At 65.7% G+C, this 16,311-nt stretch carries 14 protein-coding genes; 8 read left to right on the forward strand and 6 right to left on the reverse strand.

Annotated features, from left to right (window positions below):
* The first annotated feature begins 17 nt into the window (after positions 1-17).
* Entirely contained in the window at positions 18-5,096 is a 5,079-nt protein-coding gene (locus tag ACFVTG_RS13990) for a DNA glycosylase AlkZ-like family protein (RefSeq protein ID WP_390281313.1), read from the forward strand.
* The gene (locus ACFVTG_RS13995; RefSeq protein WP_390281315.1) at positions 5,089-5,994 is read left to right on the forward strand and encodes an Fpg/Nei family DNA glycosylase; all 906 of its coding nucleotides are present in this window, start codon (positions 5,089-5,091) and stop codon (positions 5,992-5,994) included. Before ACFVTG_RS13990 ends, ACFVTG_RS13995 begins: the two co-directional genes overlap by 8 nt.
* A gap of 76 nt (positions 5,995-6,070) precedes the next feature.
* On the opposite strand, the gene ACFVTG_RS14000 is transcribed toward ACFVTG_RS13995, so the two are convergent.
* Entirely contained in the window at positions 6,071-6,691 is a 621-nt protein-coding gene (locus ACFVTG_RS14000; RefSeq protein WP_390281317.1) for a YitT family protein, read from the reverse strand.
* 59 nt (positions 6,692-6,750) lie between these two features.
* On the opposite strand from ACFVTG_RS14000, the gene ACFVTG_RS14005 reads away from it, so the two are divergent.
* Positions 6,751-8,235, forward strand: coding sequence for a PLP-dependent aminotransferase family protein (locus ACFVTG_RS14005; protein WP_390281319.1), 1,485 nt, complete (start codon positions 6,751-6,753; stop codon positions 8,233-8,235).
* An 86-nt stretch (positions 8,236-8,321) separates the two neighbouring features.
* On the opposite strand, the gene ACFVTG_RS14010 is transcribed toward ACFVTG_RS14005, so the two are convergent.
* The gene (locus tag ACFVTG_RS14010; protein WP_390281321.1) at positions 8,322-8,810 is read right to left on the reverse strand and encodes a DUF4188 domain-containing protein; all 489 of its coding nucleotides are present in this window, start codon (positions 8,808-8,810) and stop codon (positions 8,322-8,324) included.
* 92 nt (positions 8,811-8,902) lie between these two features.
* On the opposite strand from ACFVTG_RS14010, the gene ACFVTG_RS14015 reads away from it, so the two are divergent.
* On the forward strand, positions 8,903-9,475 hold the full coding sequence (locus ACFVTG_RS14015) for a TetR-like C-terminal domain-containing protein (protein WP_390281322.1): 573 nt from the start codon (positions 8,903-8,905) through the stop codon (positions 9,473-9,475).
* A 100-nt stretch (positions 9,476-9,575) separates the two neighbouring features.
* On the opposite strand, the gene ACFVTG_RS14020 is transcribed toward ACFVTG_RS14015, so the two are convergent.
* Together ACFVTG_RS14020 and ACFVTG_RS14025 are read right to left on the reverse strand one after the other, a co-directional pair.
* Positions 9,576-10,268, reverse strand: coding sequence for an SRPBCC domain-containing protein (locus tag ACFVTG_RS14020; RefSeq protein ID WP_390281323.1), 693 nt, complete (start codon positions 10,266-10,268; stop codon positions 9,576-9,578).
* The gene (locus tag ACFVTG_RS14025) at positions 10,261-10,902 is read right to left on the reverse strand and encodes an ArsR/SmtB family transcription factor (RefSeq protein WP_390281324.1); all 642 of its coding nucleotides are present in this window, start codon (positions 10,900-10,902) and stop codon (positions 10,261-10,263) included. The genes ACFVTG_RS14020 and ACFVTG_RS14025 overlap by 8 nt, the downstream gene beginning before the upstream one ends.
* Before the next feature lie 152 nt (positions 10,903-11,054).
* Here ACFVTG_RS14025 and ACFVTG_RS14030 point away from each other — a divergent pair, with 152 nt between their 5' ends.
* The 3 genes from ACFVTG_RS14030 to ACFVTG_RS14040 all read left to right on the forward strand — a co-directional run bounded on the left by ACFVTG_RS14030 (position 11,055) and on the right by ACFVTG_RS14040 (position 14,612).
* Positions 11,055-12,821: an alkaline phosphatase family protein gene (locus ACFVTG_RS14030; protein WP_390281325.1), complete on the forward strand. Its 1,767-nt coding sequence runs from the start codon at positions 11,055-11,057 to the stop codon at positions 12,819-12,821.
* Positions 12,822-12,900: 79 nt separating this feature from the next.
* Complete coding sequence (locus ACFVTG_RS14035; RefSeq protein ID WP_390281343.1) at positions 12,901-13,848, forward strand: RluA family pseudouridine synthase; 948 nt, start codon at positions 12,901-12,903, stop codon at positions 13,846-13,848.
* 323 nt (positions 13,849-14,171) lie between these two features.
* A complete protein-coding gene (locus ACFVTG_RS14040) occupies positions 14,172-14,612 on the forward strand; it encodes an SRPBCC family protein (RefSeq protein WP_390281328.1) in 441 nt (146 codons plus the stop codon).
* 30 nt (positions 14,613-14,642) lie between these two features.
* Here ACFVTG_RS14040 and ACFVTG_RS14045 read toward each other — a convergent pair whose 3' ends face one another.
* Positions 14,643-15,161: an O-acetyl-ADP-ribose deacetylase gene (locus tag ACFVTG_RS14045; protein ID WP_284753123.1), complete on the reverse strand. Its 519-nt coding sequence runs from the start codon at positions 15,159-15,161 to the stop codon at positions 14,643-14,645.
* Positions 15,162-15,218: 57 nt separating this feature from the next.
* Between ACFVTG_RS14045 and ACFVTG_RS14050 the strand changes: the two genes are divergently transcribed.
* Positions 15,219-15,842 (forward strand): DedA family protein, encoded by a 624-nt coding sequence (locus ACFVTG_RS14050; protein WP_390281330.1) that lies wholly within the window; start codon positions 15,219-15,221, stop codon positions 15,840-15,842.
* A gap of 19 nt (positions 15,843-15,861) precedes the next feature.
* On the opposite strand, the gene ACFVTG_RS14055 is transcribed toward ACFVTG_RS14050, so the two are convergent.
* Positions 15,862-16,167, reverse strand: coding sequence for a hypothetical protein (locus ACFVTG_RS14055; protein ID WP_390281332.1), 306 nt, complete (start codon positions 16,165-16,167; stop codon positions 15,862-15,864).
* Positions 16,168-16,311: the final 144 nt, after the last annotated feature.

Consider the following 16,311-nt stretch of genomic DNA (forward strand, 5'->3'; position numbering starts at 1 on the left):
TGAGGCATGATGGAGGAATGCAGGAGCAGAAGCTACCGGGCGGTCCTGGCCGTACGGCCATGGACCGCTTCAGCCGTGCCACGCGCGAGTGGTTCCTCGGTGCTTTCTCCGCGCCCACACCTGCCCAGGACGGTGCATGGAAGGCCATTTCTTCGGGATCGCACGCCCTCGTGGTGGCACCCACGGGTTCCGGCAAGACTCTCGCGGCATTCCTGTGGGCGCTGGACCGGCTCTTGTCCGTGTCCCCGGTTGCTTCCGCGGACGCCCTTCCGGGTCTTGAGGACCCACCCGCACGTGCCAAAGCTCCCAAGCGCAAGACCCGCGTCCTGTACATCTCACCCCTCAAGGCACTCGGCGTGGACGTTGAACGGAACCTCCGCTCGCCGCTGATCGGCATCACGCAGACCGCCAAACGGCTCGGGCTGCCGGCCCCCTTGGTGAGCGTCGGTGTCCGCTCCGGAGATACGACGACGGCGGACCGCCGCGCGCTGCTCAGCCACCCGCCCGACATCCTCATCACCACGCCCGAGTCCTTGTTCCTCATGCTGACGTCCAAAGCCCGGGAGACGCTCAGCGAGGTGGACACCGTAATCGTCGACGAGGTCCACGCAGTTGCAGGCACCAAGCGTGGCGCGCACCTCGCGGTGTCATTGGAACGGCTTGATGCGTTGCTGCCGAAACCCGCCCAACGGATCGGCCTTTCGGCCACCGTGGAGCCGCGCGAGCTCGTCGCACAGTTCCTCGCCGGTTCGGCACCCGTGGAAATCGTCGCACCGCCGTCGCGCAAGAACTGGAACCTCAGCGTCAGCGTTCCTGTGGAGGACATGTCCGACCTGGCGGGAGCTGCGGGTGCCTTCGACTCCGGGCCCGCCTCCGGATTGCAACCTCAAGCGTCCATTTGGCCGCATGTTGAGGAGAAGATCGTTGATCTTGTCCTGTCGAAGCAATCCACCATTGTGTTCGCCAACTCCCGGCGCCTCGCGGAGCGACTCACAGCCCGGCTGAACGAGATCTACGCGGAACGCCAACTCATGGCGGTGGATGTGTTCTCTGTCCCGGCGGATTCAGTGGTGGACTCGGGGCCGTTCTCGGGGCTGCCGTCCTCGACGGCGACCCCCGTGCACATGATGGCGCAAGCTGGAAGCACCAGCGGCGCCGATCCGGTCCTGGCCCGCGCGCATCACGGTTCCGTATCCAAGGACCAGCGGGCACTCATCGAGGACGACCTCAAGTCTGGCCGGCTGCGGTGCGTTGTAGCCACGTCTTCCCTGGAACTGGGCATCGATATGGGCGCGGTGGACCTTGTTGTCCAGGTCGAGTCGCCGCCGTCGGTGGCGAGCGGGCTGCAACGGGTTGGCCGCGCGGGACACCAAGTGGGTGAGATTTCCGAAGGCGTACTCTTCCCCAAGCATCGGGCAGACCTCGTCCACACGGCGATCACCGTGGAGCGCATGCTGAGCGGCAAGATCGAACGCCTCCATGTTCCAGCCAATCCCTTGGACATCCTGGCCCAACAAACGGTCGCCGCCACCGCGCTGGGAAGCATCGATGTCGAGGAGTGGTTCGCCACCGTGCGCCGCTCCGCTCCTTTCGCCACTTTGCCCCGCTCGGCTTTCGAAGCCACCCTGGACCTCCTGGCCGGACGGTATCCTTCGGACGAATTCGCCGAACTCCGGCCGCGCATCATCTGGGACCGGAACGCGGGCACCATCGAAGGCCGGCCGGGAGCACAGCGCCTTGCCGTGACCTCAGGCGGCACCATCCCGGACCGCGGGCTCTTCGGCGTGTACATCATCGGCACGGAGACGGAGGGTTCCGGCTCCGGTTCCGGCTCCGGTTCCGGCTCCGGTTCCGGCTCCGGTTCCGCCTCCGGCCAGGCCGGTGCGGCGTCCGCGCAGCAGCCCAGTCCGGCGTCGCGCGCTGCCAAAGGCGGCCGGCGCGTCGGCGAGCTCGACGAAGAAATGGTCTACGAATCACGCGTCGGGGACATCTTTGCCCTGGGTGCCACCAGCTGGAAAATCGAAGACATCACCCACGACCGTGTCCTCGTCTCGCCCGCCTTCGGGCAGCCCGGAAAACTCCCCTTCTGGAAGGGCGATTCCTTGGGCCGGCCGGTGGATCTCGGCCGCGCCCTCGGAGCATTCGTGCGCGAGCTCTCCGCTTCCGATCAAGGTCCCGCGCTGGAACGCTGCAAGGCCAGCGGGCTGGACGACTACGCCGCCGGCAACCTGCTCCAGTATCTGGGCGAACAGAAGCAGGCCACGGAAGTGGTCCCCAATGACCGGACGCTCGTGGTCGAACGGTTCCATGACGAACTCGGCGACTGGCGCGTGGTGCTGCACAGCCCCTTCGGCATGCCGGTCCACGCACCGTGGGCACTCGCCGTCGGGCAGCGCCTTCAGCAGCGCTACGGCCTGGACGGTTCCGCTATGGCCGCCGACGACGGCATCGTGCTGCGGGTGCCGATGATGGAAGACGAGCCTCCGGGGGCTGAGCTTTTCCTGTTCGATCCGGAGGAACTTGAGCAGATCGTGACGGCGGAGGTTGGCGGAAGTGCCTTGTTCGCCTCCCGCTTCCGCGAGTGTGCCGCGCGCGCTTTGTTGTTGCCGCGGCAGAATCCTGCGAAAAGGCAGCCGCTCTGGCAGCAACGGCAACGCTCGGCGCAATTGCTGGATGTTGCCAAGAAATACCCTTCATTCCCCATCGTCCTCGAAACCGTGCGCGAATGTTTGCAGGATGTCTACGACCTCCCCGCGTTGAAAGACATTGCCGCCTCGATCGAACGCCGGGAACTGCGCTTGGTACAGACCACCACGCAGCAGCCATCCCCGTTCGCCAAGTCGCTGCTCTTTGGGTACGTGGCCCAGTACCTGTACGAAGGCGATTCCCCGCTCGCCGAACGCAGGGCCGCTGCTTTGGCCCTCGACTCCACGCTCCTGAACGAGCTCCTGGGCAGGGTGGAACTGCGCGAACTCCTGGACGCCAAGGTCATTGAGGCCACCGAGCTCGAACTCCAGCGGCTGGCGCCGGATCGGCAAGTCCGCGGCATGGAGGGAGTCGCGGACTTGCTGCGCCTGCTGGGCCCCTTGAGCGTCGAAGAAGTGGCTGCCCGATTGCAGCCCGAAGGAGTGGAGCCTTCCACGGATGGTTCCCCGGATCCGACGGCATCGCAACTGGTGGTCGAGTCGCATCGAGCCTCCGGAGCGCATCTGGCCGCATCGCATCTGGCTGCCCGGCATCTGGCTGCGCTGCGCAAGGCCAACCGCGCCCTCACGGTGACCCTCAGCGGTGTGGAACGATTCGCCGCCATCGAGGACGCCGCCCGGCTCCGGGACGCCATCGGCGTTCCGCTGCCCATGGGGGTGCCGCTCGCCTTCATCGAACCCGTCCACGATCCACTCGGGGACCTCGTCTCCCGTTACGCACGAACCCACGGACCCTTCACGGCCGAGGAAGCCGCTGCGAGGCTGGGACTGGGTGTCGCCGTCGTAAGCACTGCGCTCAAACGCCTGGCGGCGGACGGCCGCGTGGTGGAGGGCGAGTTCCGACCGCACCCGAGTGTGCCGGACACCGTTCCCGATGAGGGGATCGAACCCTTTGCGGAACCGGAACTCCAGGCTGTTCCGCCGAGCAGCGAATGGTGCGATTCCGAAGTGCTGCGCAAGCTCCGGCGTCGTTCGCTGGCCGCTCTGCGCGCCGAAGTGGAGCCGGTGGATGCTGCCGCGTACGGCAGGTTCCTGCCCTCTTGGCAAAACGTGTCCGCGCCCTCTGCCGGCCGCCCTGGTTCTTCTGGAGGCAGCGGCGCCCCGGCACTGCGAGGGCTCGACGGCATCATGACTGCCGTCGATCAGCTCTCCGGCGTGCCTGTTCCGGCGTCGGCGTGGGAGCCTTTGGTGCTGGCCAGCCGGATCTCGGACTACCAGCCGGCCATGTTGGACGAGCTCATGGCCGCTGGCGAAGTCTTGTGGTCCGGGGCCGGCTCGTTGCCGGGCAACGACGGGTGGATCAGCCTCCATGTGGCCGAAGCCGCGGAACTGACGCTCAACCCGGACCCTGATTTCGAGCCCGGCGATGCCCAGCTCCGCCTTCTGGAGTACCTGCAGAGCGGTGGGGGCGCCTATTTCTTCCGGCAACTCACCGAGGTTGCGGGCGGCATGGATGCTGTCCTCAGCGACGACGCCGTGATGGCTGCCCTGTGGGATCTTGTCTGGGCTGGCCGCATCACTGGCGATACCTTCGCCCCTGTCCGCGCGATGATTGCCGGCGGCCGCACGGCGCACAAGCAGCCAGCCCGGCCGCCGCGGGCAAGATCCCTGCGCATGAGCAGGCTCGGCCGCTCGCATGGCACGGGCTTGATGGGGTCGCCGGGACTCACGGGCGGCCGCTACGGCTCGGTCACCGGAACAGCTCCGACTCCCCCGCTGGCCGTTGGCCGCTGGTCGGCGTTGCCGGCTCCTGAGCTAGACCCCACTATCCATGCGCGTGGCACCGCCGAACTCCTCCTCGACAGGTACGGCGTAGTGACCCGCGGCTCCGTCATGGTGGAGAACATCGTGGGCGGGTTCGGGCTGATGTACAAAGTCCTTGCGCGCCTCGAAGAAGCCGGACGCTGCCGCCGCGGCTACTTCATCGAGCACCTCGGAGCCGCCCAGTTTGCAGTGCCGGCGACTGTGGACCGTTTGCGTTCCTTCACCGAAGATGCCCAACTCGCCAAAGCCGAGCCTTTCGCTTTGGCCCTTGCCGCAACGGATCCCGCCAACCCGTACGGTGCGGCCCTCCCGTGGCCCGCGCTGGCCGTCGACGCCGGATCGGGTCACCGTCCGGGGCGGAAAGCAGGAGCCCTGGTGGTGATGGTCGACGGCGCTTTGGTTTTGTACGTCGAACGCGGCGGGAAGACCTTGCTGACCTTCAGCCATGACGACGCCGTCCTGGCGGCTGCCGCTGCGGCGCTTGTGGGAGTCGTGCGCCGGGGGGCAGTGGACAAATTGATCATGGAGAAAGTCAATGGCCATGACCTCTTGGACACCCCCGTGGCTTCTGCCCTTGCGGCTGCCGGGGCGTACTCCACGCCGAAGGGTTTGAGGATCCGTGCCTGAAGGTGACTCGGTCTGGCGGGCCGCCGCGGAGTTGCACAAGGCCCTCGCTGGACAGAAACTTGTCTCCTCGGACTTCCGGGTACCCAGGTTTGCCACGCTTAACTTGGCCGGATGGACCGTGTCCGAGGTGGTGCCGCGGGGAAAGCACTTACTTATGCGCTTGTTGGAGCCGGCGGACGGTGGCTCCCCGGACGCGGCCGGCTCGGCGGCGGGTGGCTCCGCGGGGCCCGGGCCTGCGGAGGCCGGACGACCCCGCCGCGCCCTGACCATCCATTCGCACTTGAAAATGGAGGGAAGCTGGCAGGTCTATGCCCCCGGTGGCCGGTGGAGGAAACCCGGCCACACGGCCAGGTGCGTCCTCCGCACGGCGACGGCCGACGTCGTCGGCTTCTCCTTGGGAATCCTGGAAGTGATCCCGACCCCGGACGAGTCCCGGGTGGTAGGGCACCTCGGCCCGGACCTGCTCGGGCCCGACTGGGACGCGGAAGAGGCCGTTCGTCGGCTCCGGGCCGCGCCGGACACACCGGTCGGCGTCGCGCTGTTGGACCAGCGGAACCTTGCCGGTATCGGCAATATCTACCGTTGCGAGGCGTGTTTCCTGGCCGGGGTGCATCCAGCCGCTCCGGTATCTGCTGTGAAGGATCTGGCGGGGATGCTCGCGGACGCCAAGGTCCTGCTCGAAGCCAATCTGGGTCCGGGACCAAGGATCACGCGCGGCACCGCGTTCCCTGGAGTCCGGGGAACGCCCCGCTCCGGATACTGGGTGTACGGGCGGGAGAACCAGCCATGCCTTCGCTGCCGTACGCCCATCCGTCGTGGAGTGCTGGGACCGGCGTCGGGGTTGGAAGACCGGACCATCTACTTCTGCCCGGAGTGCCAGCCCAAATCGCCCGGCTGACGCTGCGGAAATTTCCTGACGCCCCCGGAATTCCGAGGGCGTCAGGAAATCAGCGAGTCGCCAGGAAGAACCCGCGTCACGGAACGGCCGGAACCGCTTCAGGGGCAGTCTGACGGGCCTTTTCCGGAACCGTGAACAGAGGCAACAACAACTGCACCAGGGGTCCGATGGCCAAGGCATAGACAACAGTTCCCGCGCCGACGGATCCGCCAAGCAGCCAGCCCACGCCAAGCACAACAACCTCGATCAACGTCCGGGACAAGCGCACCGACCAGCCAGTGCGGCGGGCAAGTCCCGTCATGAGTCCGTCGCGGGCGCCCGGGCCGAGGCGTGCGCCTATGTAGCAAGCTGAGGCGATGCCGTTGAGGACCACGGCGCCGGCGAGCATGGCGATCTGGCCACCCAGGTGCGAGAACGCAGGGATAAGGGCCAGGCCGATGTCCGCGAAGACACCCACCAGCACGGCGTTGGCGAGGGTTCCGAAGCCGGGCATCTGCCGCAGCGGGATCCAGAGGAGAAGGACCAGGAAGCTGACAACCACCACGACGGTGCCGATGCTCCACCCGATCTTCCCCGAGACGCCCTGGTGGAACACATCCCAGGGATCCAGGCCAAGGCCGGCCCGGATAAACATGGCTAGGGAGATCCCATACATCGCGAGGCCGATCAGGAGCTGGGTGATTCTGCGGGTCATCATGAAACAATGCTCCCGAAAACTGGCATTGCTTTCCATAGCCAGTTTGCAATACTGGTCTTATGCCCGGATCCCTGAACCCCACAGCCATGGCGCGTCTCCTCGGTCCGTGGAACACCGGCGCCGCTCCCGCCTATCGCGAGCTTGCCGACGTCGTGCGCCTTTTGGTCATGGACGGGCGTATCCCGCTCGATGTCGCGCTGCCCAGTGAGCGCGCGCTTGCCGTCACCCTGGGCGTCAGCCGGACCACTGTCACCGCCGCGTACGCCAGCTTGCGCGAGCAAGGATTCCTGAGCGGTGGCCAGGGCAGCCGGGGCCGAACGGGCATTCCGCACCGGACAGTTCCCGTCAGCGGACCGGGACTGGCCGTTCCGGATGGGATTCTTGATCTCGCCTATGCTTCGTTGCCGGCCACGGGTGAGGTGGTGCACCGGGCTTTCGCCGATGCGTTGATTGACCTCCCGGCATTGTTGCCCGGTTTTGGCTACGACGCGGTAGGCCTCCCGCCGCTCCGGGAAGCCATCGCGGACCGCTACACGGCAGCCGGCATCCCCACCACGGCCGCGCAGATACTGGTGACTTCCGGGGCCCAGCACGCGCTGAACATCATCCTGAGGACCCTCGCCGGGCGGCAACAGAAGGTCCTCGTGGAGCATCCCAGCTACCCCAACGCGCTCGACGCAATCCGCGCTTCGGGCTCCCGCACGGTTCCGGTGCCGATGCCGCCTGCCGCGGAGCCGACGTCGGGCGGTGGAGTGGAGCCGACGTCGGGCGGCTGGGATATCGACGGCATGGTGGCGGCGATGCGCCATCAACGCCCGGCCATGGCCTACCTCGTGCCGGACTTCCACAACCCCACAGGGCGGATCATGTCCAACCTCCAGCGCCGCCGCCTGGTCCGCGAGGCGGCAGGGACGGGCACTGTCATCGTGGTGGACGAGACGCTGCGGGAGCTAAACCTCGACGCCGTCAGCACCTCGCCGCTCGCGGCGTTCAGTCCGGCGGTGGTGACCATCGGTTCGCTCAGCAAGTCACACTGGGCGGGGCTCCGGACCGGGTGGATCCGTGCTGAAGAGGACCTGATCAGCCGCTTCGTGCAGACCCGGACGACGATGGACCTGGGCGGGCCCGTCGTCGAGCAATTGGCGGCGGCTCGGCTGCTCCGGGCCTTCACCGAACCGCTGGACGCCAGGCTTGCCGAGCTGCGGCGGAACCGGGAAGCGCTCCTCGGACTACTGGCCGAGCACCTGCCAGATTGGCACGTGGAACGTCCGCGCGGCGGGCTGACGGCATGGTGCAGGTTGCCCACGCCGTCGAGTACGGCGCTCACCGTCGTCGCCCCGGACTTCGGCGTGCGCTTGGCGGCAGGGCCGCGCTTCGGCGTCGGCGGGGCTTTCGAGCACTTCATGCGCGTCCCGTACACGCTCGCGCCGGCCCAGCTTGAGACGGCGGTGCTGGCACTGCGAGATGCCCAAGCCCGGATCGACGCATCGCCGCAACTCCGGAGGACCTTGAAAGCGCCCAAGGAGCCAGCCGCGGTCGCCTAAGTCCCGCCGTCGCCGTCGCCCCTCCCCCACCCAACTGGCTCGCATTTGTTGTCGTTTTGAGACCTCAGAACGACATTAACTGCGAGTCAGTTGGGTTGCCCGGCACCCATGCGCTGCTTGGCAGTGTTGGTGCCCGGACCGACCGGGACATGCGAGGTTGCTTTGGCCAGGCCAAACTGCGGCATGCCGTTGTAGACCGCCTCAATTCCCGACGCCGGCACCTGATAGGTTTCGTGCCACACGCCAATGTCACCGCTTCCCGAGACTTCTTTCATGAAACGTCGCCACGGCCCCAAATGCGGCGAGTCCCTGTCCGCCGCAAATCGCCTCAGATGCTCGGGGCTCTCCCAATAGCTGAGGAGCATGGTGGTACGCCCGAACCACTGTTCGCAGCCGAGCATTCCGGACTCGGGATGTGCTGCGAGATGGCGGAGCATGGTGGGCATTGCCGATGCCACGCGCGCCACTTTGCCGATCTTCCACCAACGGTTGGCCCGCATTCCGATGAGGAAAACGGTCACCGACTCGCGCCCAGTGTCCGCCGTGAAGCGTCCCGGGAAGATTTCCTGTGCCATGTGAATCCTTCGGTCTGGGAACGATAGCTCAAGTTCCGCTCATTGAGTTTAATAACGCTGTTACGAAACAATGTTATGAAACACTTGGAGGCATGGCAAGACCCATCGTTCATGACCAGCTCGTCCGGCAGCGGCTTCTTCAGGTGACGGCCGAACTCGTTGACCGGGATGGCCCCGCGCGGGTCACTCTCCGCGACGTTGCCGCGGCCGCCCAGACCTCAACCACGGCGGTCTACTCACTTTTCGGCGGCAAGGCGCAATTGCTGACGGCCGCCGTCGACGACGGATTCCGCTCGTTCGGCGACTCGCAACGGCTCGCCGAAAGCGGTGGGCTCCGAGGCTTGGGGCTCGCCTACCGTTCCTGGGCACTGGAACACCCGGCCTTGTACCGGCTCATGTTTGGTGGCGCACTTGCCAGCTATGTGGACTGCAGCCCGACGCCGGCAGTCGCCTCGGAAGCCATGCTTCCCCTCATGGAGGCGGTGACCGCCGCGCAGAAAGCGGGGACCGTCCGCGCCGCCGAGGCCACGATGATCGCCATGTCCATCTGGGGACAGGTCCACGGACTGGTCAGCCTGGAGTTGGCGAACATGGAAGAACCCGGAACCGATTGGGAAGGGATCTACGACGCGGCGTTGGATGCCGTGGCGCGAGGCTGGCAATGACGCCCGAATTGCCGTGCGACGCGCAGACGGCCTGAGGACTCCGGAATTCCGTAGTCGTCAGACCATCTGCGTGTCGGCCAGCTTTTTGCGAGTCGCAGTTCTAGGCGTACACCTTCTCCAGGAACCCACCCCAGGCCTTCGCGGTCAATTCGGAATCGCTGCTGCCGCTGAAATCGTGCACCGTCATGCCCACGGGTGCTCCGAAGGAGTTGCGGCCGAAGAAGCGGTAGAGCGTGTCGGCCGTCCGTAGGCCCAGGAAGTGCTGGTTGGAGAAGTCGAGCTCTCCGCTCAGCCGGCCCACGCCGTCGACGTCCACCTCAACCGTCGAACCCTGCGCAACGCCGTCCACGCCGAGGGCCTTCTTCAGTTGCACGAAACCGTCGGGTGTCTGCGAGGCCGCAGGGCCCTGGATATCCGTGAAGACCACGGGCTTGCCGTCAAAGTACTGAAGGTACTGGCCCAGGGTGTGCAGGTAGAACTCGGTGTGCTTGCTGGCGCCGTCGTACTGCCCCTCCCAGTTGTCCGCGAAGATGCCGCTGTGGACATAGTGCAGCTTGGCCCGGCCGCCGTCGAGCGGTTCGAGCACGTGCTCCAGCTGGTTGAACCAGCCGTCCGGCCCGTCCATCCGGGTCACAAGGTGGCTGGGGTACTCGTCCACGGTTTTCACGGCCGGCCACTGATCCGTGGGAAACATCCACGCCGAGGTGTCCTGGGTGACAGCCTGCCAGACCCGTTCAGGAGTGCCGGGCAGTTCGGTGTCGGCCACGATTTCGAATTCACGGTTGTCAGTCATTGTCCTGTTCCTTTTCTGGAAAGTGCTGCGTGTTTGTCTTGAGTGCGGGATGGAGTACGACGACGAGCCGGTGCTTGCGTGCGCCGCTCGCTGTTTCGGTCGAAGCACCGGTTCCGCCGTCGTGGTATTTGTCCACAAGCCGCGTCACCGCGACGCCGAGCTCCTCGGCAAAAGCGGCGCGGTCCGACGCCGATCGGAAGGTGATTTCGCCGTCGATCGCGAAGCTCGCAAGCTTTTTCTTGGCCGCGGCCGCGCCCGCTATCAGTTTGCCCATCTCCTGGACCGTCCGGGCCGCGAGGGCCAGGAGCCAGAAGGCGGAAAAGCGGTCCGAGAAGCGTCGGGGATCCGGCGCCACGGACGCAAGTGCCACCGGCGAGATCAGGTACGACGCCGCCGTCGCGCGCAAAACGCGTTCGGTGACGTTGCCCTTCTTCCGTTCCTCCACGAGCTCGACGAGTCCATGCCGTTCGAGGGCCTTGAGGTGGTAGTTGACCTTCTGACGTGGCAGGCCCACCTTAACGGCCAGCTGCGTGGCGGAACCGGGCTCGGCCAGTTCCTGCAGGATGCGGGTGCGGATCGGGTCCAGCGACGCTTCCGCCGCGGCGGGATCCTCGATCACTTCGATGTCCAACATGCCTCTATTCTGCCTACCGACAACTTTTATTGTCAATAACTTTTTTCTCGTCGGAAAGTTGCTGGCGCCGTCTTGCGGGACGCCGTACCGGCCTGTACCGCAGCGGTCAACCAAGGAGTACCCTGCGGGTATCACTGTCCGCGAGGTGCAAGATGAGGTTCAATAGTCCGCCCGCTGAGTCCGGAGCCGATCGGCCACTCAGGCGTCGCAAAGGGCGGATCCGGGCTTGGGCGTTGCGGCGTCCGGCCCTCGCTGCCTTGTCCATCGTCGCGGTCATCGCACTTGTGGGTGCTGCCGTCTTTTTCGGCGCCTTTTGGTCCCGGACGTTGGTGGCGGCCGGCACTGGGGCCGGCGCCGGCGCCGGCGCCGCTGCAGCCTCGGCTGGGGCCGGCACGTCCGCGGTGGATACAGGGATTTCGAAGATCCAACATGTCATCGTCATCATGCAGGAGAACCGCTCGTTCGACAGCTACTTTGGCACCTTCCCCGGAGCGGACGGCATGCCTGTGCAGAACGGTGCCCCCGCGGTGTGCGTTCCCGATCCGGCCAGCGGATCCTGCGTGAAACCGTACTACGACCCCTCCGACCGGAACTCCGGTGGCCCGCACAGCCAGAGCAATGCCACGGCGGACATCGACGGCGGGAAAATGGACGGCTTCATCGCCCAGGCCGAGAAAGCCTCGAACAACTGCGCACCGAACGCCCCAGCCTGCGCGGGCGGTAACCAAAGCGACGTGATGGGCTACCACGACGCGCGTGATCTGCCCAACTACTGGGCGTATGCCAGGGACTTCACCTTGCAGGACCACATGTTCGAACCCAACGCCTCCTGGAGCCTGCCCGAGCACCTATACATGGTCTCGGAATGGTCGGCCAAATGCAGCCGCGCGGGCGATCCACAATCCTGCGTAAACGCCCTCCAGAATCCGGGCAGTCCGCCGGACTTTACCACCTCGATCCAGTCCACCCTCATCGGCAAATGCCGGGCCGGCCTGCAGAACAAGGCCTGCCAGGATGCACTCGCTGCTGCCGGGATCACACCGGACATTGCCATGCAACTGCACACACTCATCACGCAAAACTGTGCCGGCTCCGATTCCTACACGACTTGCCAGGCCGCGATCGACAAAGCAACCTTCCCCGAAGCGCTCAAGCAAAAGCTGCTGGCCGCCGCCAATCTGCTTGCTCCGCCTGACTACGCTTGGACCGATCTGACCTACCTGTTGCACAAACAGAACGTGCCCTGGGCGTACTACGTCTTCAACGGCACCGAGCCCGACTGCCAAGATGACGCGGCCATATCCTGCGCTCCCGTAGCCCAGAACGCGAAGACACCGGGCATTTGGAATCCGCTACCGTACTTCGACACCGTGAAGCAGGACGGCCAGCTAGGCAACATCCAGTCCCTCACCAACTTCTATACCGCCGCCAAGAAGGGCACGCTGCCTGCCGTGAGCTGGATCGACCCCACCGGATCCGTGAGCGAGCACCCCCCGGCGTTGATCAGCACCAGGCAGGCCTACGTCACGGGCCTCATCAATGCCGTCATGTCGGGCCCGGACTGGAATAGCACCGCCATTTTCCTCTCGTGGGATGACTGGGGCGGTTTCTACGACCACGTCACCCCGCCCACCGTGGACCAAAACGGCTACGGACTCCGTGTCCCTGGAATCGTAATCAGCCCCTACGCCAAACAGGGCAACATCGACCACCAGATCCTCAGCCACGACGCATACGCCAAGTTCATCGAAGACGACTTCCTCCACGGCCAACGCCTCGACCCGGCCACCGACGGGCGGCCAGATCCCCGGCCGGATGTCCGGGAGAACAACCCCCAACTTGGCAACTTGGTGAACGACTTCAACTTCAACCAACAACCCATCAAGCCCGTCATTTTGCCAGGCGGCACAACGTACTGAGCGTGCGGGGGTGCCACCTACAGGCGCAGGGGCCAGACACGGCGGGCCTTGAGGCAGCCCCCGGTAGAATGGACCGGTGATGCAATCCCCCCTTCCCGTGCGCGACGGCGTCAACGCCACCCGTCTGCGCCTTCCGGACGAGGGGCCGTGGGATACCGCGATGGACTACATGATGCACCGCTGGGGCCATATCGACCCCCAGGGCATCGAGGACAGGTTCGATGCCGGTGAAATCGTCGGCGAGGGCGGGGCGCCCCTTGACCGCCGCACCCCCCTCGAAGAACACACCTTCATTTGGTACTACCGCACCCTCCCACCTGAGACCCGGCTGCCGGTGGAGATCAAAATCCTTCACCAGGACGAGCACCTCCTGGTCGTCGACAAGCCCCACTTCCTGCCCACCACTCCGGGCGGAACCTACATCCAGGAATCCGCGCTCGTCCGGCTCCGGAACCAGCTGGACCTGCCGGACCTCATCCCGATGCACCGGCTCGACCGCATGACCGCCGGCGTATTGCTGCTCTCCACCAACCCCGAGACCCGCGGCAAGTACCAGGTGCTTTTCGAAAAACGGCAGGTGCAAAAGGAGTACGAGTGCGTCTCCGCGGCGGCACCCGCCGCAGGCTTTCCCGCCGTCGAATTCCCCGCCGTCGTGCGCAATCGCATGACAAAATCCCGCAGCTACCTCCTCGCCGAGGTGATCGACGGCGAACCCAACGCAGAAACCCGCATTGAGCTGCTGAGAACGTTCGACGGCGGCGCTCACGACGGCGGCGCCGCCCGCCGAGCGCTGTACCGGCTTGAGCCCCACACCGGCAAGACCCACCAGCTTCGCGTGCACATGGCTTCGCTCGGGCTGGGAATCGTGAACGACGCGTTCTACCCCGAACTCCTGGACAAGGCCCCGGACGACTACTCCAAGCCGCTGCAATTGCTCGCTCGCGGCATCCGATTCGTTGACCCCATCAGCAAACAGTCCGTGGAGTATCGGAGCCGCCTCGAGCTAAGCGAAGCCCACCCCGCCTGACGCCCCCTCCAAACCCTCGCTCACCTGTGGCGCCCTTTCCCGGGACGCTTGCTCACCTATGCGCCCTTTCCCGAAACCCTCGCTCACCTGTGGCGCCCTTTCCCGAAACCCTCGCTCACCAAAATGAGGAACATGTTCAGCTTGGGGTCACATCTGAGCGAGCGTCCGGCCAAACACCCATATACGTGAGCGAGCGTCGGTATCCAGCGCGGGGCGGGGAAACAGCGGCTCGGTTCCACGTTGCCCGCCGGATCGGGCGTATATGCTCAGTCTTGCCGGCCCGATGACCGCGGGCGGAGTTCGGTCTCGCGAAAAGGAACCACATGGCCCACGCTGAAAACGAAGTCTCGATCAACCGCCCCGCAAACGACGTCTACGCCTTCCTCGCGGACGGGCTGAACAATAAGCTGTGGCGTCCGGGCGTGAAGACCGTCGCCCTCGCAAGCGGAGAAGCAGGCAACAAGGGTGCCGTGTACTCGCAAACGATGGCTGGCCCCGGGGGCCGCACGATCGCCGGCGATTACGAGATCACCGCAGCCGAGCCAGGCAAGCGGCTCGATTTCCAGGTCATCGCCGGCCCCGCCCGCCCAACAGGATCCTTCACGCTGAACGACAACGACGGCGGCACAACCGTACGCTTTACCTTGGATCTCCAACCCAAGGGCTTCATGAAGCTCATGGGGTCGATGATCACCAAGACCATGGAGTCGGAAGTCGGACATCTCGGACAGCTGAAGTCCGTGCTTGAGGCGCAGTCCGCCTAACCCCGCGGGCGAAAGTGCGCGCCACTGTTCCTAAGCCCCGAACACGCTCCGGAACACGTCCGTCGTCTCCGCACTGAACAGAACAAATTCGACGAGTTCCAGACCACTGGAGTGTTCGGCGTCGAACCCGCTGACGACGTCGAGCGCTACTGTGGCGACCTCGCGCGCGTCCCAGCCGTAGACCCCCGCACTGATTGCGGGGAACGCAACAGAACGCGCCCCGAGGGAAGCGGCCACCTTCAAGCTCTGGCGGAAACACGAAGCCAGCAGTTCCGGATCGTTCTGGCCTGCATGCCGGTTGGGGCCAACGGTGTGGATCACCCATCGGGCAGGCAATTTGAAGCCGGGGGTGGCCACGGCTTGGCCCACCGGCAGTCCGTGCGGGTATCGCTCTCGCACCTCCATGCACGCGTTCAGGAGCTCCCGGCCGGCCGCGCGGTGGATCGCGCCGTCCACTCCGCCGCCGCCCATCAAAGACGAGTTGGCAGCGTTGACGATCGCGTCGACGTCGCGCGTGGTGATGTCACCCTGCAGGATTTCGAGCCGCATGGCGCCAGTCTTGCACGACACTCCGTCGGATGCACCAAAGTGGGGTAATTTGTGCCCATGGACATCACCACCGCCGATGGTTGGGGAGCCGCGATCTACGCCTGGATCATCCCCATGGTGGTCGGCGACGCGATCTTCCCGCCCATCCCGTCCGAGATGCTGGTGATCACGGGTGGCGCGCTGGCCGCTGAGGGTCGGGTCAACCTGTTGCTGGTGGGTCTGTTGGCCGCCGGCGGGTCGTGGTTGGGCGACATGATAGTTTTCCAGCTCTTCAAGCGCCGCTTGGGCCACGTCCTTGACCGCTGGGCCTGGGGCCGCAAAGTCCATCAGGGCATCCACCGGGCCATCGCCAGGGCCGGGCGCTCCTCCACCTACGGCGCGATTATCGGTGCCCGGTTCATCCCTGGTGGGCGGCTTGCTGCGTCGGCCGCTTCCGGGATCGCCGAGGTTTCCTCCCGCGGCTTCAGTCTCTGCGCCGGCTTGGGCGGCCTGTTGTGGGCCACGTGGCAAGCCGGGTTGGGTTACTTTGCGGGCTCGACGACGAAGCTTCCGTTCTGGGCGAGCTCACTGATCGGCGTCGGCGTGGGGTTGGTGATCGGCGTCGTGGTGGGCGTGATCGTCACGCGTCGCCGGGGCGACCGTTCGCCGGTGGACGAGCCGGGCGAGCCGCCGCACCTTTAGGCGCGTCCCGGCGTCGGGCTCAAACCGGCGACCATTTCCCCCGTTTGCGGCGCAGCACGTAAAGGTTCCCTGTGAGCGCTACGCGTTCGACGGCGTCGCGCATCATGGCTGCCGACGCGCGGGCCTCGTTGTTCTCGCCCGGGTAGTCGCGCGGCTCCACCAGGAAGCGGAGGCTGATTTGGGCGACGCCACCAACAATGTCGAGCTGATTGGATTCGACATGATGACGCGTTTCCAGGGCCTCAAGGGCTGCGGCCATAACCGACTCCGGCGGATTGCCCGGCTTGAGCCCGGTGATCTTCAACTTGGTCTGGAACGACGGCACCCCTCCACCCTAAACGCTCGCTCACCTGTGGCGCTCCCCCCGGAAACGCTGCGGCCGTATGGTTTTGTGAGACAGCTTGATGGGAGCCTCAGTTTCAGATGACCACCCGCAGAAAGACATACGACGCCGCGTTCCGGGAGGAAT

The sequence above is a fragment of the Arthrobacter sp. NPDC058127 genome, from assembly GCF_042884555.1.
Taxonomy (GTDB): Bacteria; Actinomycetota; Actinomycetes; order Actinomycetales; family Micrococcaceae; genus Arthrobacter.

Bases quoted from the DNA above. Each gene is read 5' to 3' on its own strand.
- ACFVTG_RS14025 (WP_390281324.1), bottom strand. From the start codon at position 10,902: ATGTTGGACATCGAAGTGATCGAGGATCCCGCCGCGGCGGAAGCGTCG.
- ACFVTG_RS14045 (WP_284753123.1), bottom strand. From the start codon at position 15,161: ATGCGGCTCGAAATCCTGCAGGGTGACATCACCACGCGCGACGTCGAC.
- ACFVTG_RS14050 (WP_390281330.1), top strand. From the start codon at position 15,219: ATGGACATCACCACCGCCGATGGTTGGGGAGCCGCGATCTACGCCTGG.
- ACFVTG_RS14010 (WP_390281321.1), bottom strand. From the start codon at position 8,810: ATGGCACAGGAAATCTTCCCGGGACGCTTCACGGCGGACACTGGGCGC.
- ACFVTG_RS14030 (WP_390281325.1), top strand. From the start codon at position 11,055: ATGAGGTTCAATAGTCCGCCCGCTGAGTCCGGAGCCGATCGGCCACTC.
- ACFVTG_RS14035 (WP_390281343.1), top strand. From the start codon at position 12,901: ATGCAATCCCCCCTTCCCGTGCGCGACGGCGTCAACGCCACCCGTCTG.
- ACFVTG_RS14040 (WP_390281328.1), top strand. From the start codon at position 14,172: ATGGCCCACGCTGAAAACGAAGTCTCGATCAACCGCCCCGCAAACGAC.
- ACFVTG_RS14005 (WP_390281319.1), top strand. From the start codon at position 6,751: ATGCCCGGATCCCTGAACCCCACAGCCATGGCGCGTCTCCTCGGTCCG.
- ACFVTG_RS13990 (WP_390281313.1), top strand. From the start codon at position 18: ATGCAGGAGCAGAAGCTACCGGGCGGTCCTGGCCGTACGGCCATGGAC.
- ACFVTG_RS14015 (WP_390281322.1), top strand. From the start codon at position 8,903: ATGGCAAGACCCATCGTTCATGACCAGCTCGTCCGGCAGCGGCTTCTT.
- ACFVTG_RS14020 (WP_390281323.1), bottom strand. From the start codon at position 10,268: ATGACTGACAACCGTGAATTCGAAATCGTGGCCGACACCGAACTGCCC.
- ACFVTG_RS14000 (WP_390281317.1), bottom strand. From the start codon at position 6,691: ATGATGACCCGCAGAATCACCCAGCTCCTGATCGGCCTCGCGATGTAT.